A 22,624-nucleotide genomic window follows, 5' to 3' on the forward strand; every position below is an offset into this window, starting at 1 on the left:
AAAGAAAGCCAGCTGCATAATGCTATCAATCACATCATGCAGCCAGCCGTGTTGGAGTTTATTTATTCCACAATTTTTCTTGCTACTGTAACAAGGTCTTCCAGATCAATTGCGCCATCTCCGTTAATATCTGCTTTCTTCGCTTGCTGCCAATCCGAGCTGGATGCTGTTTTGCCATAGTGAGCTGCGATAATCGCCAAGTCGCCGATACTTACTTTACCGTCACCTGTAATATCGCCAGTAATGCCCTTCTCAGCAAACTCGATGTCAACTTTAGAAGACGCCGCAGTCAATTCCACACTGCTATCGGCAAGCTCCGCGCTAGTAACGGAAATCGTTCCGATCGTCTTCCCTGCCGCATCCTTCGATCTGAAGGTTAACTCAAGAACATCCGCACTACCTGTTACTCCGTGCGCAGACCCTTCGCTTGCAAGCAAGAAACGAAGCACGCCCGGCGTTTCGTCCTGGTCAGCGACGATGCTAACACCTGTAATTAACGATTTTGCTCCTACATACTCCATCACATTAACGTCGTATTGCAGCTTAATATCCTGCGCATAAATATTTTGTTTAATGTTGCGCAGTCCAAGCTTCACTGCAAATTCCGTTTTAAACGGCACGCTTGCTGGAGCGATTAGAGCCGTCGCCGGCAGCAGCTCAACATCTGCTTTTTGCACCGTAACTTTGCTTACAGCTGTAAATTTCCCGTCTACCGTCGTTACGGTAATATTTGCTGTGCCAGCTTTCAATCCCGTCACGACTACATGACCATCCTGCGAAGCCACTGTCGCAACAGCCTCGTTGCTGGAAGACCAGGTTACATTTTTGTTCGCTGCATTCTCAGGCAATACGGTTGCAGTAAGCTCAGTTGTTTCGCCTTCCTTGAGCGTCGCTTCCGCCTTGTCTAACTGAACGCCAGTTACTCCAATTTCTGATGGGTCTGCTACTTTAAACACGTTAAGCTCTGCTGCCGATGCAAAATTGCCTACACCCTCTATGGCTTCGAGCCTCACATGAGTAGCCGCTGCCTCCGCGAATCTTACCGACTTCACCTTCTCGTCACGAGCCCAACTACCGGTTGCGACTTGCGTGAAGTTGACGCCATCCGTACTAACGGACAGATTATAACGGGTAATTGTGCCGTTAAGCGCGCCTGTTCTTGGCGTATAATTAAATTGATTTACCGTATAGCTTCCACCAAGATCAAGCGTAATGGATTCCGGTAAATGCGCTGGGCTCCACTTCGTATGCCAAAGTGTGGAAATATCACCATCTAGCGCGTTTTCTGGATCATCGCCTGGCTGGAAGCTTGATGCGCTCGCCGTCATCTCCGATTGTGGAATGAGCGTATTGGCATCATAAACATGAATCAACACCGCTGCGCTCACTTGACTGCCATCCGTAGATGCCGCTGTAATCGTAGCTGAACCAATGCCTACCGCGGACACTTTGCCCGTTTGATCAACGGTCACCACATTTTCATCGCTTGATTGCCATTGCAGTTTTCTATTAAATGCATTAGCTGGAGCAACAAGCGCATTGATTTGAGAAGCTTCACCTTTATTCAATTCCATTTCTTGCTTGGAGAGCTTCACACTATTAACAAGGACTCCCTCAACCGGTACGATCGGGCCTTCATCGTTAACGCGAATGTTATCGACGACTAGCGTTCCTGTTAATTCCTTCTGGTTGTTCAATTTGTTTTTAATGATAGCTAAGTAAGCGTTTTTGGCACCTTCCGTAGCAAAAGCTAAATCTAACGTATTTTTTCCTGCCTTGAGATTTTGGGTAGCAAGATCGCGCACGACGCCATTCTCGTTGACGCGTAGAGCAACCGTGTACATATCCAGCTCGTCAGAATTGTAATCCATCGTCAGATGATATAGATTATCCTCCTTCATTCGGAGCGTGTGCGGCAGCGTTCTCAGCCATTCTCCTGTTCCTTCTTCATTCGTTTTGAGCGACCAGCTGTCGTCGAGCACATAGGTTTGAATCTGATTGCCGCCCTTTTCAACCAAGTGCGTGCGAACCGGTCCTGTTTTCGAATAAACGAATGGTCCCCAGCCCTCATCGACATTTTCGAAATCTTCAAACAGGATGGAATCTCCCGCATCTGTTTTAGTTGGGTTCTCCCAAATCCTTGCATCATCCAGCACAACATTGCCGCTGCCCTTCTCTACTTTCAAATACAAAGTGGCTGTATCGCTCACCGCATCAAACGATACTTTGATCCGTTGATATTTGGTGTTTGCATACTTATGCTGCTGCGACAAATACCCAAGCTCGGTATCCTCCAAATGGTTGACTACCTCGGAGTCGCCTTGCTTCACGCCGATTTGCACTGTCCGTTTTCCGGCCACATTCACCCATACGGAAGCGGAGTACGTTTTACCGGGTTCAAGTCCAGTAATAACCTGCTCGATCTTCGCATCATCTGAACCGCTCACCCGAAGCTGATCTTCCGCATTGTTATTTTTGACAATTTGAATATGATCTGTATTCGCTGCTGTCGAGGATTTGCTCCAGTTATTGAAGGTTTGGCTGTCAAAGCTAGGATCCTTTACCAAGCCGCCATCGCCAAATTTCATATCCTTGTTTGCCGGAGCTGTCGTTTTGTAAAGAGCATAACCGACGCCCTGCTCCGCAGTTAACGTCACTTGACCGGCTGTCACTGGCACGCTGCCCACAAGCTCATGTCCGAGATCTGTCAGCTTATACAGCTGCGCCGTTTGCACATCGCTCCAAGACGCTGGAACTTTCCATGTCGTAGCTCCGCCTGACGGATTCCAGTGATAAATTTTTTCTTCTGTTTCCGGGCTCCAAGGAATGAAGACGGTACTGTTGCTAATACTGCTGCTATCGGTCATGATTGCAATGTCATTGCCGTCTTTGCTCAAGTGGATTTTGCCATCTTGACCGCGTTGTACGACCACATTGTTTTCAAAATCAATACGATTGTCCGTCATTTTCGTAATCGGGAAATGCTGCATATATTTGGTCGGCAAATTGTGATTAAAGAATGCCGCAGTCGTATCCTTGTAGCTGTTGAAAGCAGAACCGCTTTGCCAATACCCCACACCAACCTGCTTATTCCCTTTCAACAATGGCGTTGTTAAAAATCCATCCAGCACGTGATTGCGCACGAAACGGATAATTTGGCTGCTATTCCCTTGATTCGGATAGCCTGGATCTGTTCCCCAATGCACCCATGCCGCTTGTTGATAGAGCGGGCCAGCAAATTCTGTACCGAGCATCCACCCATTTCCGTTAATATAATCGGAAAGCTTCTTCGCATTGTAATCTGCGCCTGAATAGACATCTACATATACGAATGATAGATTATCCCCGGTATCGCTCTTGAGCATATCAAGACGACGTTTTAATTCACCGGATTCCACATCTTTTGTTTTGTTTACGTAGTAAGCCTGGTCGAGCCAGCCCCAGCCTTTGCTTAGCGGCTGGTTCATATTTTCCATCTTCGTTTCGAAAGCATCCAGCATATATTCCGTAGCATTGATATGAACGCCGCCAAGGATGTTATACTTTTTGCCTTCGCTAAGTACGTAATTGAAATCATCAATACCGCCCTGACGAATTCCGATATGACCGCCATAATCCGGATGGGAATCATCATGTCCTTCGGCTTGATAGCCTTTAAACAAAATGATTTGTCCAAAACCGTCGGTCAAATTCGAAATTTTCTTCGCGTTATCGAAAGCGCGTAGAAACGGAGTTGATGTAGTAGAGCCAATGTTCATACTAACGTAAGAGAGATTATCGCGAATTTTCTCACTGCCAAACGGCACTTCCGCATGCTGGCGATAAACAATTGCGCCATCCTGCCAGTCAACTATGCTGTCATTGTTCGCATCCGGTGTCAGTATAACCTTTGCCCAAGGCAATGGCTCCGGATCTATCACATCGCTGCCTCGGTAAACCCACGATCCACCTGAGATCGCCGCTTTCTTCGTTCCGAGCTGCGTATCCGTAGCTACCTTCACGCGCACCTTATCGTAATCATTCAAGACATTGGTGATCATCGTTGCAGCTAATTGGTCCGAGTTAAGGAACGCATACGTGCGGCCTCCGCTAACATCGGTTGCTCCCGCTTTAAGGTCTTTATATTCCTCATTAACTTCATTCCAGCCGCCCGTAACCCATGCAGCCGTTTCTTGCGCTTTTTCCTGCGTTCCAAGCACGGATACGAGATCATGGTTAGGAAATTCGATCGTTTTAACTTTTACGCTGCCCTTTTCCTCAAGGCTAACGACGTTAAAATTAAGAATGTTATGAGATAATTCCATAGCAACCTTCAAATCCACATTAATTTCAGGAATATGAAGGGTGTACAATGCTGTTTCTCCTTTATCCGTCGTTGCCGCGCTTTTCGCATAGGCAGTTGCCGTAGGATAATAGGATTTGTTATTAATTTTCAATTCATTAAAACCGTTTAATTGGCCTTTCATTTCCGCGCCGCTGCTTTTCCACACGTAATTTTTCACCCGCGGGAATTCCTTGTCAATTTCTACGTTCATCAAATCGGATGTGAGCGTATCAACGACGGTAATCGGCTTTGGATCAGGAGCAGTAACCTTTACCTCGGTCACTTTCAGGTCATCAATCGCAATCGTCTTATTTGCGAACCAGCTGCGGAGTCCGATTTTACCGGCGCCTGTTGGCACACTCGGCAAGCTAGTGCTTAAAATACTAACTCCGTCAACAAACAACTCCACGCTGTCTTTCACATATTTCAGTTTAAACGTATATTGCTTACCGGCTGCAAACGTTGGACTGGTAGAAGCAATATTTCCGTAAGTTTCTACGCCAGCCTTTACAGAATCCCAGCCCCAGCTGTTCAAATCGTATTGGAGGACATTGTAATTGCTGCTGTCGACATAACGGTAAACTAGCCCAAATCTCGTTGGCGCCTCATTAAACTTCAGCTTGACCTCATACTCGCCGTCCGCAAATTGAGGCGAAGTTTGATCGTATACAATAACAGCTCCTTGCGTAGCAGCTTTAACAGCCCCATTATCAGCAGTAAACGTCGTTGACCCTTTGCCTGCTGTCCAACCCGTAATGGTTCCGTCATTATAATCCTTGAAATAGACCGTATCTTGCTCTGCTGCGAATACCGAGGCTGATGGCATGCATAGCTGTATTCCCAATAACATTGCCAAAAAAACACGATAAGGCTTGGTGCTACTATTCAATTTGATCTCCCTCTCTGTGCTTAATAAAAAATGAAACGCAACTCGAACTGCCAAACGTGACTTTTTTTGCATCCCCCCTCAAAAAAATCACTTAAGCACGATACAAAATGTATCCTTAATTACCTGACAACAAACGTTTTATGACGACAGCCGACTCCGCTCTAGTTGTAAACTTTTTAGGAGCGAAGGAGCTTGCTGTTCTTCCTTTCAACAATCCAGAAGCAATGGCGAACCCAACCGATTTTTTGGCCCATTCGCTAATGTCGCCTTCATCTTTAAAACCTTTTAAGCTGCCTGTTTTCAGGCTGTCAATTTTCACTCCCGCAGCGTATGCCTTCGCACGCATCAGCATGACGCTCATTTCCTCACGCGTTATGTTCTTATTAGGTGCAAATGACGTACTGGTTAAACCATTGATAATACCTGCCGCATAGGCGCTTTTTACCGTCTCCTCATACCATGAGCCTGCTTTAACATCAGCAAACGGATTTTTACTGCTGCCCTCCTTCAGCTTTAATGCTCTAGCGATCAAAGCTGCGAACTGCGCTCTTGTTACGTTGTTGTTTGGAGCAAAACGATCGTTATCGATGCCCTCCACTATGCTTTTATTCACCATTTGCATAATATCGTCTTTCGCCCAGTGCCCGGCAATATCGCTGAATATTTTGGTGAAATCGACGGACTGTGTTAGCGTAAAAGACTGATCCTTAAGATTCTGATCGATTATTTTCATGGAAGTCCAATTCACCTTAGAGGTACCAGCCTTTTTCGCTTTGAAGGTGATCGTGCTTATATCCATATCTCCGGCTTCACCCTTTACGTTACCGATCTTGGTGTGGGCGAACGTAATTTCATTGTTTTTGACAATTGGAGAGACAGAAAATCCTTTTATGCTCGATTCTGCTTTTACAACCTCCAATTGATTTGGATCAAACTTGAATTTCACTTCATATGCGTACAGATCCTTTATGTTTTCTCCGCTTAGCGTAATCGTAAATTGTGCTTTTGCAGACTCCTTATCCGACGCCTTCATTACAAAATCGGATGCCTTCTCCGCGCTAACTGCAGACATCCACAGCATCGTACAAATCGTACAGATCATCGTATTCATCAAAATTTTGCGATACATTATATATCCCTCCCCTTATTTTTATTGACCCCTCTATCATACAAACCGTGTAAACGGATACAAATGATCTATTTTGAAGTAAAGTTGATCATTTTTGCATTTCATGAGTTTATTTGCTCTCGAACGCAAAAAAACCTCCAAACCACATAAAAGTGATTTGAAGGTTGTTTAAGTGATGTCCCTATGAAGCTAAATGTAAGAGGAGATGACGAGACGCTTATCTTTCTCCTTACGATAGGCTACTGGGCTAAGTCCTGTTACTTTCTTGAATATCCGGCTAAAATGCTCCGGGTTCACGTATCCTACTTTCTCCGCGACATCATAAATTTTCAATCCGTTTTCGAGGCCTTCCTTCGCTTTCTCAATTCTCAAATTCGTTAAATAAGTAATGAAATTGATACCGGTTTCTTTTGCGAATTGTTTACTTAAATAGCTCTCGCTAACGCCGACCATCTCACTTATATTCGATAAATGGATATCCTCATCAAAATTATTTTCTAGAATCGCCTTTGCTTTCGCAACGACGGGGCTGAGCCAAGCGGCTGTGCATTGTGATTTGGGATGCAGTTTCTCATGCAGCTTCTCTAGAAATAGCTCTACCCAACTCATGGTCTCATCCCACGTCTCCAGACTGCGAACATGCTCAACTGGATGTGGAAATTTTTCATGCAGCGTCTCCCAAGACACGCCGTTTTTGTGCATCAGCGTGCCCGCCTCCCAGATCAGATCACTGAGTGCCGACTTGATATCGTCCGGAGAGGAAGGAAACCTCTCGACTAACCGCTCGAGGCCATGCTGCAACTGCTGCTTCCACAGCGAGCTATCTGCTTCCTTTAATGCTTTCAGCAGCTCTGACTTAAACGAAGACCACTCATCCTTCCAATCATCTGCTTCAATCCGAAATGGTCGTTCAGCTTCAGGATATAACAAACGATCGTATCCATGATAGTAGCTAAGGATCGACAGTCGTTCAGCTTGCCTAAACAAACGGCTCCACTGCATCACACCGCTTGCAACATCACTGATTCCAATCGATAGATTCAGATTCAAAAACTGCTTCAGCCTAATTTTCACATCGGTTAATACACTTTGGGTTAGACTTCTAATGGCTAGCGTGCTGCACTGCTCGGGAAATGTGAAAAACAGAGTATACTGACGATCATCATGACGGCAAACGCGGCATACTCCTTCATTCCGGTCAGTATTTGTAACGGTTCGAATCGTCTGTAGAACCATTCGATGAATATGCTCGAATGGAATGACCTCCGACAATCTAATCAGCGCTACCTCTTGATTTTTCTCTCCTAAATGATTTCTCACAAATTCCAATCCTTGCTTCAGCTCTTCATCTTGTTCATAATCCGCTAGATTCGAAGCATTCGATAAGGAAAGACGGTGCAGGATGGAGCATACCTTCTCTTCTTCGTCTTGAGAGGGTGATACGATATCCTCTGTTCTTTGGCGCCTTTTTAATTCATCTATCGTTTTTTTCAACACAGGAGCAATATACGCCTCGTCCAATTTCGCTTTGAGCATATAATCAAAAGCGCCAAGGACGAAGGAATCCCTTACATAACCGTAATCACCATACGCACTGAGCATGATGACGAGCGGCTGCCGAGTCAAGGAAGCATCGCGAAGGGCTTTAAGAAGCTCAACTCCATTCATTCGTGGCATCTGAATATCGGCTAATATGATGTCGACATCCTGCCGTTCCTGAAGCAGAGTTAACGCCTCTTCCCCATCGCCTGCCTCCCCAGCAATTTCAATGTCTGTTGAAGTTAATGAAATATACTCCCGTAGTGCCAATCTAGCTAAAGGTTCGTCATCAATAATGAAAGCTTTGTATTTCGCCATCATATTTCCCCCTTTTGATATCACTTATCAAAATATAATGGAAAATGGATATCGTTATTTTCGACGTATTGAACCGCCTTGCTCCAATTTTCATTCATTTTTTTTAGAATATCAGCTACGGATGCGCCGGCAAAAATCTCTTGAGCCATTTTCTTCTCGTCATATTGTGCGGCATTTTTCATCTTCACGAATTTCTCATCAAGCCCCTGATACATAAAGGGTACGAAAGGATGCATGTTGTTCACTTTATTAAAGAAAGGCAGATCAGATCTCACATCATTCAATGTTGAGGCGTTTTGCGAATTGTTGATGTACGATTGATAGACATCTGGACTGAACATCCACTCTAAAAAAGCTATCGTTTCTTCCGTGTTTTTGGAATTTTTGTTGATCACCATATATTGATCGGGCATGGTGACAGCTTGCAGCTTCTCCTTGGTCGTAGACCTCCAAGGCAAAGCAAATGCATCAATATCCTTATCCCAACTTACCTTAGACATATGATCGGAGTAATACCATTGGCCGAGAGCAATCATGGCTGCTTTGCCTGTTTGAAACAATTGTGTCGCTTGATCAAAGCCGATTGCAAGTGCATCATCGCCGGCAAGCTTGTTCACCGCTATCTTCTTGAGCATGTTCGCTGCTTTCTCAAAACCAGAGCCTGCGACAAACGGCCTTTCAATATCAGCGAGATTAGCCAAATAATGCTCATCCTCCGTCAAGATAGGAGGTCCAAACTCGATAAACGGATAAAATGTCCAGTCATCCTTCCCACCGATTGCTATCGGTATATATTTGCCATTTGCCTTGATTTTCTCCAGCACATTCATAAACTCGCCATAGGTCTGCGGCACCTGGACCCCAACCTCTTGAAATATACTAGGGCGATAGTATACATATTCCGAAAAGGATACGAGCGGCAAACCTAAAATATGGCCATCAAGCCCAGCCGGATATCGATTTCTGCGCGTCGCATTTAATCCGTCGAGGGGAAGAAGAGAATCTTTATAGATCGTGAGATGACCTGATTTCAAATAGAACAGGTCTGGCAAATCATTTGCCGCCAGACGAACCTTTAAATATTGGCCGCTGTTATCCGGGATCGTTTCAACTTCAACCGTTACATTTGGTTTAATGATGGAGTACTCTTTTACTTTTTTCGTCCAAAAAGCGATGTCTGTCTTTGCTTCCCAAATCCCTAATTTAATTTTCACCGGCTGATTATGGTTTGACGTTATTTCCGATTGTGAATGACTCGAGCCGAATGAATTAACTCCATTATTGATTTCGATCTTGTTAAACCCGATATAACCAACAATCAGACCAATAAAAATAAGGCTAATAAGGAAGGCGGAACCTACTCCTTTTCTCAATCTCATTCATTTATCTCCCCAATGAAGCATGGCATGTTTAGGTTTGTTTGCGCTTTCATCGTCATAGATACCATCATACACGGTAAGAGGAATGGACGATATGACATTTTTGGCTCAGACATGATCTTTTATGAATCATAATCCACTCTTCCCTGCTCTAGAGCCAGTTACCTCTTCAATGTTATGTCCGCCATTTCCTCATCGGGCTCATTAATGAATGGCAGCCGTATCTTCACCTTCGTACCATGAGGGTGATTGAACTCATACTGTAATCCGTAACGTTCGCCATAATGCAATTGGATTCTCCTGTGCACATTACGATTTCCCATCCCGCTAAAAGCATAGCTAGGCGCTTTGTCATGAGTTTGAATCATCAGCTCCTCCGGCATGCCTGCGCCATTATCTGCAATCGTAATAATCAAGTCATCTTCCACCGCTTTGATTGCAACGTCTATTCTTCCCGGATAATCGATTTCTTTCAAACCATGAATAATGCTGTTTTCCAGTATCGGCTGCAGCAGCAGCTTCAATAAATAATGACTGGAAATTCCATTATCGATATCCCACTCCGTCTGAATCGGTCTGCCGAATCGAATCTCCATAATATATAAATAATGCTTCAAGTGATCGACTTCTTCCTCGATCGTTGTCAGCAGCCCGCCTCTATTAAATGAAGAGGCTAACAAGCGGGTTAATGCATGAGTCATGTTGCGGATATTGTCCGCTTTGCTGATTAAGGCCATGTACTTGATCGAATTTAATGTGTTGATTAGAAAATGAGGATTGATTTGTGACTGAAGCGCTGCAAATTCAGCTTTGCGTTTCTCTACTTCCTGCTTCTCATGCTGATCCAGCAATTCCTTCACCTGCTCCGTCATCTGATTAAAGGAATTGCCGAGACGAACCATTTCCAGGCTGCCTGAACCGGTATACTTTGCATTTAAGTCACCCCCGGTGACGCGGACCATTTGACGGAGCAATTCGCGAATCGGCTCCGTCACATTAGATACGAAATAAAAAGAAACGAGTACAAATGCTAAAATGATCAAAATCGCAAGAAACCAAACAAATGAATTTACGCTGCTGTAATTTTCGAACAAATCCTTATACGGAAGCATCTGTACAATGTACCAATCCGAATTGTCCACTCTCGCATAAGTAATCAATTTACGATGATCTTCCGATTCATCCACGAAAGAACCTTTCACCTCTCGTCCAATTTTCGTCTGCCAACTGTCTGGAATTAAGCTGCCTCGATCAACGATCGTATTGGATGCGATAATTTCACCTTTCTCGCTTACAATGTGCAGAACGGATTCAGAATTATCACGAGACTGCAAAATTTGATCAAAAGCACCGCTTTCAAACGTAAACAAAATCATCTCTAATTTTGAAAAAGGATTAGGGTCACTGGGAGATAGCCCTGCGGCCATAATGTACGGATTATAATTGCCATAAAGCATATTTGGAAGCATGCCTAGAAAGCGTACGATGTTAGGGGTGTGGGTTGTATCACGGTACCATTCTTGCTGACGAATAGCGGATTCTTCAACCATCATGTTTTTTAAATAGGAGTAGGATTTGCCATTATCAAAAAAGAAGTTGACAGAATGGACACGCCCAGAGACGGAAGCTGTGTATTTCTCGATTAATATTTTAAGTTTATTACTCGCAAGCTGTTTCTCAATACCTTCCTTATGGTGTACGTCAAACACCGTTAAAATAACATCTTGATCGACCCCGATAGAAGCGAACAAACCTGCCATCCGATTGATTTCCTGACTTACCGAGTAAGCAACTGCCTGTGAGGTTTGCAGCGACCTTCCCGTATTTTGCTGAAGGATATCCCGCTTATAAATGTTCAATATAACCGCGCAGATCAATATGACCGGCACAATGACAACGAGAATAAAAAAAAGTCTGAGTAACGTGGACATTCGCAAATTTTTTTGCATAGTGACTCCTTAGACATTTTTTTTCAGAGCCTATCTTATTCGACAATTGGTGATAAACCGCTTTTCTAATGTGACTATATGTAGAAAAAGTAAATTTATAGATTAATCATAAGCGAGGATTCCTCATATTTATTTAGCTATAAACGTGATTATGTGGACAATTCCGTTATGATTTTGCACACCAAAAAGGAACAGTCACCCGCATTCTCCACAAGCGGTTTACTGTCCCTTTTAACGTTGTTTATCCATCATTTAATCCTCAACATTTCTTACGTCTACCGATACTTGCAATATTTGCTCACCTGTTCCTCTGTATACACCTTTAACCGGTACGATATCCTTATAATCTCGACCATGCCCAAGCTTTACGTAGCGCTCACCGACAGGATCTACATTTGTCGGATCAAAGCTGCACCAGCCAAGACCTGGTACGAAAGCTTCAACCCATGCATGCGACGCCTGCTCAAAGTCCGCGCTTCCCCCTTGCAGATCTCCAACAAAGTGATATCCACTTACATATCTAGCCGGTATGCCGAAAGCTCTGCAGCTAGCGATCATTAAATGCGCAAAATCCTGACATACACCTCGTCTGCTCAAAAACATATCCGATGTTTTCGTCTTTACATCTGTCGCTTCAGGATCATAAATGAATTCACTTCTAATCTTAGTCGATAATGCACTTAGCCAGTCCAGAACACTCGCCCGGCTCAAATCATCTACGCTTGCGACTTCATGAGCAAATTGCTCTACCTCGGTCGTTATAGCGGTGTATTCCGTCGTAAGCAGAAATTCTGTGAAACGGTTAGCTGCTTCATCCGACTTAAGCCAATTCCATGCTTGCTCTGGCGGTCGCGTGCTTAAGTATTGTTTTCGCTCTTCCGAAGTAGGCGCCTGCTTTGTCACGACGGTCATAGTCGTCCGTATCGTAAGCCGCTTATGAGGTCCGTTCACAGAAAAAGCATGAACACGATTCCCAAAATAATCCTCATACGTAAACAAAGAAGCATTCGGTTCAATCGAAATCGCTTGCTGATAACAGGACTGTCTTTCATTGGTGCTCGGTGTAAGTCTAATTTCATTGACACTGTCCGTTACTGATTCGGCATACTCGTACTGTGTCACATGTGAAATACTCAGCTTCATGCGCTTGCCTCCCCCATACAAAAAAAGGTTTTGGCGAAAACCACCCCAAGCTGTTGACAAGCTTCCAGCAAATGAGCAACGATTGTACCGTTGCGATCAATGACCATATCCTCACGCTCTAGGCATGCTAAATCTGCTTTCACCTTGCTCACTTGGCGGATCACTCTCTCATGTGCCGCCCGCAGCTGCTTATCCTGCAGCTCGATATGCCGCATATGATCATCAAGCGTGTGGAGCGCAAAATGAAGAGAACGCGGAAACGCGCCATTGAGGACGACGAACTCAACGATAGTCTCAACCGATATTCCATCTGCATAATAACGGCGAAATGCCTGATAGCCGCTTACGGAACGCAGTACCGCTTGCAAATACGGATATGCCCTCGTATTGTCCCATCCATCGCCGCTCGCTGCATTGCCTACCGCTTTAATGATACGCAGTGTATTTTCAGAGCGTTCCAAGTATCGGCCGCATTCAATAAAATGCCATTCATTTTCCCTCGGCATGACCGATTGGCTGACACCTTGAAAGAGCGCTGTCCATTCTTTAATTCGACCAAAAAACAAATGTGGAGATTCTCGCAGCAAATCATCGGGCTGCTTCTCGCGGAGCCATAAATAAAATGCATTTGTCGCATCCCACATTTCACTTGGAACCTTCTCACGAAGCGTGCGTAAATTTCCGCGAGCGTGACTGACGCAGGAAACTAAGGAATTTGCATTATCGCGATCGAGCGTCGTATAGAAGAGAACATCCTGCTCATTATAGCTGCTATACTGTTGTTCATATGCTTCTCGGCTGCCTAAGGCGTCTACGATTCTTGCCCATTTCGAGTAAGGCTCAGCCACATCGCCTTCCAGCCTTCCTTCCGCGCTGACGGTATCATCATCAACCTGAAGGTGGTAATGAACATCAATTAATCTAGCGTGGTTCTCCGCACGCTCCATATAGCGGCCAATCCAAAACAATGCCTCTGCATTCCGGTTCAGCATCGCATTCCCTCCTAATTATCGATTTAGGACCCACGTATCCTTAACTCCGCCGCCCTGTGAGGAGTTAACTACAAGCGAACCTTCTTTCATCGCAACACGCGTTAACCCTCCCGGAATGATATGCGTCTCCTCTCCCATCAAGGCAAATGCACGTAAATCAATGTGCCGAGGCGACATCTCGCCGCCTATCATGACCGGTGCACGAGATAGCTTCATTGTCGTCTGTGCGATGTAACGCTCTGGCTCACGTTTAATCGCTTCTGCAAAGGTATTAATTTCCGTCAAGGTAGCACTTGGGCCAATCAGCATTCCGTAGCCCCCAGAGAGCGAAGTCTCCTTGATCACAAGCTGGTCCAAATGATCGAGCACATATTCACGTTCTTCTTTGCGTGACAAAATATACGTTGGAACGTTATGCAGAAGAGGCTCCTCTCCCAAATAGTAACGGATCATATCCGGCACATAGGCGTAAACGGCTTTGTCATCCGCTACTCCCGTGCCTGGCGCATTAGCAATGGCTACATTACCTGCGCGGTAGGCATTCATGAGTCCCGGTACACCAAGGAAGGAATCAGGTTGAAAGGCAAGTGGATCAAGAAAATCATCATCGATGCGTCGATAAATGACATCAACTTGACGATGTCCGCGCAAGTCGCGCAAATAAATTTTGTGGTCTTTATATACGAGGTCCCTGCCTTCAACGAGGTGAATGCCCATCTGCTGCGCCAAGAAGGTATGTTCATAATACGCCGAGTTGTATTCACCTGGTGTAAGTAACACGATCAGGGGATCGCGTTTGCCATTAGGCGAAAGGGCGCGGAGTGAGCTCAAAAAACAATTTAAGCTGCGGTCTATGCTTTGAACGGAACTTGATAAATATAAATCATGGAACAACTCATTCATTAACGTTCTGCCCTTAAACAGATACGAAAAACCGGAAGGAGTTCTCAAATTATCCTCCAGCACATAATAGCAGCCCTTCTCGTCACGAATTAAATCAATGCCCGATGCTGTAATATATACACCGCCGGGAACATGTAGACCAGCCATTTCTGGACAGAAATAAGTATTTGAAACAATCATTCGCCGTGGAATGATGCCGTCTGCAACAATCTTCTGACCGTGATATACATCATGAAGGAATGCATTTAAAGCACGGATACGCTGTCTTACCCCGCGGTCTATAGCTTCCCATTCATACTTAGGAATAACTCGAGGAATATAGTCGAACGGAATCGTTCGCTCCAGCGGTTCATTCTGCACGCCGTTATACAGTGTGAAGGTAATGCCCTCCTCCATCATCCTTTGGTTAATCGCATCCTGACGAATAGCAAGCTCTGCAGCGTTCATCCTACCGAATAAACGATGAACATTCTCGTAGTGTTCGCGAACGGAAAAGTCCTTGTCGAACATTTCATCGTAAAAGGTTTGAGCATCGTAATATTGCGATTGCGACTGTTTGGCCGTCGACATGACAACCGCCTCCTTCATGATGGGCGCTGCACTAATTTGGTACTAACTAGTATATAACACGAAAGCAGGAACCCTCGGTTGAGAGAATTCCTGCTTTTTCTAAGCTGCGTTTTATTTTATGATTGATTTAATTGCTGCAAATCATTGGTAACTTTATCGACCATACTAACAAATGAAGCAAGTTCCTGGGAACGTGCGGCTTGATTACGCGCTTCAACCGTCGTCTGCTCTGATTCAAGGCGTACAGCTGACAGCTTCTTATCAATTTCTTCTAGCTTTGACTGTATCCCTTCAAGCGCGTTGCGTGATGAGGCAGCCAGCTTACGCACTTCATTCGCAACAACCTCGAAGCCTCGCCCATTCTCTCCAGCTCTTGCCGCTTCAATCGCCGCATTAAGACCTAGCAGATGTGTTTGATCCGATATTCCACGAATCAACGTACCCATCTCGTTAATGCCGTCAAGCTCCTCACGAAGCTCTCCCAATAGTGTATGCGTCTTATCTTGAGATTGCGAGGTTGAAATTGCAGTTGCAGCAATGGATTGTGCACCCTCGTCCAATTCGAACATAAGTGAAGCAAGCTCCTGCACAGCACCTGTAACGGTGGTAAGCATCCTTGAACGATTATCCGCCAGCTCCTGAACCTTCTTCTGCTCATGTTCGTTATAAGCTTCGAGTACGAATTGTGAATCTAGATTAAACAATTTCGTCAAAGCATGGACGACTTCCTTCCAACGTTCAGGAAGAACTTTTTTCAGCACATCCATTGAAATATCTAAATAGATCATATATGTACCTAGGTACCAATCCGTGGTCAATCCGATACGGGAATGAACAGCGCCTATTTTGATACGGTTATCAATATAAGACTGATCAATTACACCTTCGGTAAGTGACATATAGTACCATATTTGCGTTTCCTTTAATCGTTCTATGTTGCTTACTTTCGAAATAATCGCAACTAATTCCGGCTGTTTGCCAATGCTATCATAAAAACGATCGACTACCTCATGAACAATATTTTTAAAAATAGGCTTGCATTCCGCTAAAATTTTTAAATCCAACTCTGTAATACCTGTGTATTCAAGCTGTTTCCTGCGTTCTGCCGATAATTTGATCAATATAGTCCGACTCCTTCGGTGTATAGTAGAACACTATTACCTATTATATCGGAAAACATACAAGAAACAGTATGGTCATTTTAAAATCTTTTTATACCTAGAAGCCGTAAAGAAAAGCCGATAGACATTTGTCTATCAGCTTCTCTAATGCTCCGGCCGTTCATTTACCGGTTCAATAGGCTTCCAACATAACGCAGTAATTCATTCGAACATACCGGGCAATACGCATGTTCATCCATAAGACGCTTCGTTACTTCATTAATACGCTTCAGCTGGCTCTCATCCGGAGTTTTTGTAGAGGTCGTGATTTTGACGATATCCTTCAGATCGGCGAACAGCTTTTTCTCTACAGCCTCACGCAAACGCTCGTGACTCGTAAAATCGAATTTTTTCCCTTTTCGTGAGTAAGAGGAGATCCGTATTAATATTTCTTCGCGGAATGCTTTTTTCGCATTTTCAGAAACACCGATTTGTTCCTCAATGGAACGCATAAGGCGTTCGTCCGGATCCATCTCTTCTCCGGTTAACGGGTCCTTGATTTTGGCCCAGTTGCAATACGATTCAATATTATCCAAGTAGTTTTCGAACAAGGTGCGAGCAGACTCCTCATACGAATAAACAAATGCCTTTTGGATTTCCTTCTTCGCCAGCAGGTCATACTCTTTACGTGCGACCGATATGAAATTTAAGTACCGCTCGCGCTCATCCTTCGTAATTGAAGGGTGATGATCCAAACCTTCTTTAAGCGCACGCAGCACATCAAGGGCGTTGATACATTGCGTGTCCTGCTTAATCAGCGCGCTGGAAATTCGGTTAATGACATAGCGCGGATCAATACCGGTCATGCCTTCCTCTAAGTATTCATTTTGCATTTCCTTTAAATCCGCTTCCTTGAAGCCTTCTACCTCTTCACCATCGTACATCCTCATCTTCTTGACGAGGTCCATGCCTTGCTTCTTCGTTTCCTTCAGTCTTGTTAAAATAGAGAAGATCGCAGCCGCACGAAGCGCATGAGGTGCTATATGGATGTGGCGCATATCACTCTGTGCGATCAACTTCTTATAAATTTTCTCCTCTTCGGATACTCTCAAGTTATAAGGAACCGGCATGACGATCATCCTGGAATGCAAAGCCTCGTTTTTCTTATTGCTTATGAACGACTTATACTCGGATTCATTGGTGTGCGCGATAATAAGCTCATCTGCACTAATTAATGCGAAGCGACCCGCTTTGAAGTTGCCTTCCTGCGTCAGTGAGAGCAAATTCCATAGAAACTTCTCATCACATTTGAGCATTTCTTGAAATTCCATTAATCCACGGTTTGCTTTATTAAGCTCTCCGTCAAATCGATAAGCACGAGGGTCGGATTCAGATCCAAACTCCGTTATCGTGGAGAAATCAATACTTCCTGTGAGATCAGCAATATCCTGTGATTTCGGATCGGATGGACTGAATGTCCCGATACCAACGCGATTATCCTCTGAAATGAACACTCGCTCAACGAATACGTTTTCAATGTCGCCGTTATATTCCGTTGAAAGCCTCATCTGGCATGAAGGACATAGATTGCCTTCAATTCGAACGCTTAGCTCCTTTTCAATATCAAGACGAAGCTCATTTGGAATAAGATGCAGCGGATCCTCATGCATCGGGCAGCCTTTAATCGCATAAACTGCTCCTCTTTCTGTTCTGGAGAAACGCTCTAGACCCTTTTTAAGCATCGTAACGATTGTTGACTTGCCTCCGCTGACGGGCCCCATTAATAACAAAATCCGTTTCCGAACTTCTAGCCTGCGCGCTGATGAATGGAAATACTCCTCAACTAGTTTCTCGACCGCACGATCTAGACCAAAAATCTCTTGATCAAAAAATTTATACTTCTTATTGCCGCCAACAACTTCCACCCCATGAGATTCAATCATTTCATAAACGCGAGAATGTGCAGTCATGGCCGGGGACGGGTCCTTCCTCAGCAACTCAACGTAATCCTTGAATGTTCCTGTCCATGCAAGTTTCTCACTCTCAGCCTGATACTCCGATATTCGCTTGAAAATGTCCATACCGTGCCTCCTCCCATCGCTTCCGCATTCCACTTATCATTCTACGCCCGGGATTTGTCTCTAGACGCTCTATCGAGTGGTGTTAACTTTTATTGAGGTATTACATTCCTATGCTTATTCGGAGAGATAATTGCACACTATTTTTGTCCTTCATCCATCAAAATACGACAAACGCTCAAATTCCTTTGTTATAATGAAACATAGAATCATTTAGAAATCATTTGAAACAAACCGGAGAGGAGGATGCTAACGTGGCAGTAGCACGCGAAGAAGAGCTCTACATTCCTATAAAAAGGTACTATGAGCAGCTTGGGTTCATTGTAAAAAGCGAGGTCCTTCATTGTGATTTGGTCGCCATTCATCCTGAAAAAGCGGATACGATAATTGTCGAAATGAAAAAAACGTTCAACCTAGCCTTGCTTTTGCAAGGGGTTGAACGTCTGCGATTAAATAGCAGTGTTGTGCTCGCTGTTGAACGGAACCGAACGAAGCGCGGCGCTCACAATCAACGCTTTGGCGATCTGACAGAACTGTGCCGGATGCTGGGACTCGGTTTAATGACGGTTACGTTCTACAAAACAAAGCCGCCGTTCATCGAGATGTTATGCGAGCCAGGCGACCCTCCCCAGCGTGGCGTAAGACGTAAGAAGCAAGCGCAGCTGTACACTGAATTTAAGGAGCGCAGCGGCGACTATAACGTCGGCGGAAGCACCGGACGCAAACTCGTTACAGCTTACCGCGAGAAGGCGCTGCGGTGCGCTTATGCGCTTCAGACCTCAGGTCCTCTAGCTCCGCGAGAAGTAGCAGCTATTACAGGCTACAGACGCAGCGGAGAAACGCTGCGCAGCAATTATTACGGCTGGTTTGACCGCATCGAGCGCGGCAAATACAGCCTGCGCCCAGAAGGCGAGGCTGCATTATCCGAATATGGCAATGTTATTGCTGAATGGGCAGCCTCGGTTAGCTCCGCGCCGTAAATTCACCAAGCGCCTCAACAAAACGCGCTACCCCTTGCTCTGTACGCGCTCCTGTATTGAATGTATAGTTCAGCCTAGCTGTGTTGCGCTGCGGCTGGTCGCCATAGAATGAGCTTCCTGGTACGAACGCAACCCCTTTTTGAACTGCACACCGCAGGAGCGCTTCAGCATCCAAACCGTCTGGCAGTTCAAGCCATAGGAACATGCCGCCTTTTGGTTTTACCCAAGAGACACCCTCTAGCTGCTGACGCTCCAGAAGACTATTCATTTCCACCATACGCTCACCGTACGATTTCGATATCAGTCGTATGTGGTCATCGAGATCAAATCCTTTAAGTAATTGGCTTAATATTTGCTGATCAATCGCACTGGAATGAAGATCAGCCGCTTGCTTCGCCTTGGCAACCATGTTGATGACTTTGCTGTCTCCAATTGCCCATCCCGTTCTCAGTGCAGGCGCTACCGTTTTGGAAAACGTGCTCGTATAAAAAACGGCACCTCCCTCTACTTGTCCCTCTAGTGAAAACAGCGTAGGGAATTGCTCATTCTCATCAAATTTAATGTCTCCATAAGGATCATCTTCAATAATAGGCATTTCATTTTGTTTACATAGCGCAAGCAGCTTTTTCCTCCGTTCAACACTCCAGACACGTCCTGTAGGATTGCCAAATGTCGGTACGGCATATAGCAGCTTCGGACGATACTCACGGATAAGGCGCTCCGCATCCTCAGGAATAATCCCATGCTCGTCACTCTCTGCAGCTACTACCTTTAAACCGTGGAGCGCAAATACCTGCAAGCTCGCCAAATACGTCGGCTTCTCAACGAGAATCACATCTCCAGGCTCAGTAAGCACACCCACTAGTAAATCAATCGCTTGCTGTGAACCCGTTGTCAAAATCATTTGTGCAGCATTAACATGCATTTGCTTAACTCTCATACGCTCACACAGCTGCTCTCGAAGAGGCAAATACCCTTCCGTTAAACCATATTGCAAAGCGCTCGCTCCTGCAGTAAATACACGATCAGCCGCTTCACGTATTGCTTGTACGGGGAACAATTCCTCAGCTGGAAGACCTCCAGCAAATGAGATCATGTCCTTTCCTTGTGTCAGCTTCAGAATATCTCTAACGGCTGACGATTTAAGCTGTGACACTCTAGATGAAAAACGATAATTCATATTAATTGCTCCTCCTCGCAAGCTTTATTGCTTTGCTTCTACTCTCTATGTTAACAATGTGTTCACAACTTTTAAAGTTTTCTTTTTTGCTGACGTTGGTTATAATAAAGACAGCTTACTTGGAGGTGTCCCACAGATGAACTTTATTATCGTTATGACTGTGTTTGCATTGTTCATTACGGCGATGCTTACCAGCTCCTACAATGATGACAAAACAAAAGGTCTATAAGCCAGCTTGAACAGCTTATAGCAAACGCAACAAAAAAAATGAAGCTTCCCGAAGAGCATCAACACTCTTCTCGGAAGCTTCATTTCGTTTAAAGCAGTAAGCCAAGTCGCTGATTAGCGTTGCAATACTGCCATTTCTTCCATACACACGCCACAAACATAGCGATCCTTGAATTCACGAACTTCAACCATCGAACCGCAAAAAACGCATTTTGGACGGTAACGTTCCAAAATGATATGGTCACCTTGGACGAAAATTTCAACGGGATCGCCCTCGTTCATCAAATAACGTTTACGTAATGATTTTGGAAGTACAATACGTCCGAGTTGGTCCACTTTTCTTACTACACCTGCTGGTTTCATCACTTTCACCTCTTCTGTGTCTGGTTTCGCAAGCTATTTTTGAGAAACCTCTGCATTATAGTCTTTCGATGGTACTTCAGTATTTCCTTCCTAATTTCATAATTTCTTAATATCCTGCAATAATTGTTTGTTTTCCAACAAAAAAATTCCAAAAAATGATAAAACGATTAACATTTTCAATCCAAACCTGGAAAATTATTTTGCCGAAGCGCTTCATACACAATTATCGCTGCAGAATTGGACAAATTGAGTGACCGCACTGTATCCGTCATCGGCAATCTAATGCAAGTTTCTATATTCGCATCTATAAGCTCTTGTGGCAGACCCTTTGTTTCTTTGCCGAACACAAAGAAATCTCCATCCTGATACTCGAATTGTGAATATGTCTTGCTCGCTTTCGTGCTTGCATAGAAAAATCGTCCTTCTGGATAACTTGCGAGCACCTCTTCGAAGGAATCATGGTATTCGATATGAACCGAATGCCAGTAGTCGAGCCCCGCCCGTTTCAAAGTACGATCATCTGTGTCAAAGCCCAGCGGTCTTACTAAATGCAAAATGGTACCGGTCGCTGCACAGGTGCGTGAAATATTGCCCGTGTTCGCCGGAATTTCTGGTTCTACCAAAACGATATGAAATGGCATAGCTTTCTTTCTCACCTCTCATTTTGCCTATTATACACGAAAATGACGAATATTTTTACACCCACTTTACGTACCGTTAATCTCAAGCATAATTTCAACCCTCATAATAGAAAACATAACAGGCGGAAACACATGAAGGAGAGCTGAATCATGCGAAAAAAGATATTGATCGTGGATGACGAACCATCTATTTCGATGCTGATTGAATTTAATTTAAAGCTAGCAGGCTATGATGTACGATGCGTAGGCGATGGAGAAGCTGTATTCGAAATGCTTAAGCCCTTTCGTCCCGACTTAATTGTCCTAGACCTCATGCTGCCCAAAATGGACGGAATCCAAGTTTGCCGCGAGCTGCGGAAGCAAAGCAATGCTGTACCGATCGTTATGCTAACCGCACTTCAAGATATATCCGATAAGATTGCAGGACTTGATAACGGCGCCGATGATTATATGACCAAACCATTTAGCCCACAAGAGCTCGTTTCTCGTATTCAAGCTATATTCCGCCGAGTTCAATCTCTGCCGGGAGTTACCGATGACACGAGTTTCAACATTGGCCGATTGAGAGTTCATGTAGAGCAGCGTGAGGTATTCATTGACGGCAAATCCGTTGAGCTTACTCCCAAGGAATTCGAGCTGCTGTTGTTCCTATGCCGCCACAAAGGAAAAGTACTAAGTCGTCAACAACTGCTCCACGGCGTTTGGGATTATCATTTCCTAGGTGACACTCGAATCGTTGATGTCCATATCAGCCATCTGCGTGACAAGATTGAGAAAAACGCTCGCACACCAGAATATATTATGACCGTTCGAAATGTTGGCTATAAATTGAATGGGCCTCATATTACCGAGAATACACTAGCGCAAGCCTGACAAACTTATGATTTGCACATGCACAAAAAACCGCCTGCTTCTTTTT

Annotated in this window: 15 protein-coding genes; 2 read left to right on the forward strand and 13 right to left on the reverse strand. The window is 44.6% G+C overall.

The features are described 5' to 3' along the window. Window positions 1-62: 62 nt before the first annotated feature. The 10 genes from AC0YN6_RS22385 to AC0YN6_RS22430 form a co-directional block, all read right to left on the reverse strand. The gene (locus AC0YN6_RS22385) at window positions 63-5,150 is read right to left on the reverse strand and encodes an endo-alpha-N-acetylgalactosaminidase family protein (protein WP_475749604.1); all 5,088 of its coding nucleotides are present in this window, start codon (window positions 5,148-5,150) and stop codon (window positions 63-65) included. 178 nt (window positions 5,151-5,328) lie between these two features. Continuing rightward, window positions 5,329-6,342 (reverse strand): S-layer homology domain-containing protein, encoded by a 1,014-nt coding sequence (locus AC0YN6_RS22390; protein WP_475749605.1) that lies wholly within the window; start codon window positions 6,340-6,342, stop codon window positions 5,329-5,331. 189 nt (window positions 6,343-6,531) lie between these two features. Then, a complete protein-coding gene (locus AC0YN6_RS22395) occupies window positions 6,532-8,202 on the reverse strand; it encodes a response regulator transcription factor (protein WP_475749606.1) in 1,671 nt (556 codons plus the stop codon). A gap of 17 nt (window positions 8,203-8,219) precedes the next feature. Further along, complete coding sequence (locus tag AC0YN6_RS22400; protein WP_475749607.1) at window positions 8,220-9,578, reverse strand: ABC transporter substrate-binding protein; 1,359 nt, start codon at window positions 9,576-9,578, stop codon at window positions 8,220-8,222. 161 nt (window positions 9,579-9,739) lie between these two features. After that, entirely contained in the window at window positions 9,740-11,527 is a 1,788-nt protein-coding gene (locus AC0YN6_RS22405; RefSeq protein ID WP_475749608.1) for a sensor histidine kinase, read from the reverse strand. A 252-nt stretch (window positions 11,528-11,779) separates the two neighbouring features. Beyond that, on the reverse strand, window positions 11,780-12,670 hold the full coding sequence (locus AC0YN6_RS22410; protein WP_475749609.1) for a transglutaminase family protein: 891 nt from the start codon (window positions 12,668-12,670) through the stop codon (window positions 11,780-11,782). After that, entirely contained in the window at window positions 12,667-13,662 is a 996-nt protein-coding gene (locus AC0YN6_RS22415; RefSeq protein WP_475749610.1) for an alpha-E domain-containing protein, read from the reverse strand. Before AC0YN6_RS22415 ends, AC0YN6_RS22410 begins: the two co-directional genes overlap by 4 nt. Window positions 13,663-13,677: 15 nt before the next feature. Continuing rightward, window positions 13,678-15,135, reverse strand: a complete 1,458-nt coding sequence (locus tag AC0YN6_RS22420) for a circularly permuted type 2 ATP-grasp protein (protein ID WP_475749611.1) — start codon at window positions 15,133-15,135, stop codon at window positions 13,678-13,680. Window positions 15,136-15,251: 116 nt separating this feature from the next. Further along, entirely contained in the window at window positions 15,252-16,256 is a 1,005-nt protein-coding gene (locus AC0YN6_RS22425; RefSeq protein ID WP_475749612.1) for a protoglobin domain-containing protein, read from the reverse strand. Between the two features lie 164 nt (window positions 16,257-16,420). Continuing rightward, the gene (locus tag AC0YN6_RS22430) at window positions 16,421-18,316 is read right to left on the reverse strand and encodes a PrkA family serine protein kinase (RefSeq protein WP_475749613.1); all 1,896 of its coding nucleotides are present in this window, start codon (window positions 18,314-18,316) and stop codon (window positions 16,421-16,423) included. Window positions 18,317-18,567: 251 nt separating this feature from the next. On the opposite strand from AC0YN6_RS22430, the gene AC0YN6_RS22435 reads away from it, so the two are divergent. Then, a complete protein-coding gene (locus tag AC0YN6_RS22435; protein ID WP_475749614.1) occupies window positions 18,568-19,293 on the forward strand; it encodes a DUF2161 family putative PD-(D/E)XK-type phosphodiesterase in 726 nt (241 codons plus the stop codon). Here the strand turns inward: AC0YN6_RS22435 and AC0YN6_RS22440 are convergent. The 3 genes from AC0YN6_RS22440 to trmL all read right to left on the reverse strand — a co-directional run bounded on the left by AC0YN6_RS22440 (window position 19,277) and on the right by trmL (window position 21,705). Next, the gene (locus AC0YN6_RS22440; RefSeq protein WP_475749615.1) at window positions 19,277-20,473 is read right to left on the reverse strand and encodes an aminotransferase-like domain-containing protein; all 1,197 of its coding nucleotides are present in this window, start codon (window positions 20,471-20,473) and stop codon (window positions 19,277-19,279) included. The genes AC0YN6_RS22435 and AC0YN6_RS22440 overlap by 17 nt on opposite strands. Before the next feature lie 342 nt (window positions 20,474-20,815). Then, complete coding sequence (locus AC0YN6_RS22445; RefSeq protein WP_475749616.1) at window positions 20,816-21,064, reverse strand: AbrB/MazE/SpoVT family DNA-binding domain-containing protein; 249 nt, start codon at window positions 21,062-21,064, stop codon at window positions 20,816-20,818. 176 nt (window positions 21,065-21,240) lie between these two features. Continuing rightward, window positions 21,241-21,705, reverse strand: coding sequence for a tRNA (uridine(34)/cytosine(34)/5-carboxymethylaminomethyluridine(34)-2'-O)-methyltransferase TrmL (gene trmL, locus AC0YN6_RS22450; protein ID WP_475749617.1), 465 nt, complete (start codon window positions 21,703-21,705; stop codon window positions 21,241-21,243). Window positions 21,706-21,855: 150 nt separating this feature from the next. On the opposite strand from trmL, the gene AC0YN6_RS22455 reads away from it, so the two are divergent. Then, complete coding sequence (locus tag AC0YN6_RS22455; protein ID WP_475749618.1) at window positions 21,856-22,578, forward strand: response regulator transcription factor; 723 nt, start codon at window positions 21,856-21,858, stop codon at window positions 22,576-22,578. Window positions 22,579-22,624: the final 46 nt, after the last annotated feature.

The organism is Paenibacillus sp. J22P15 (assembly GCF_056269345.1).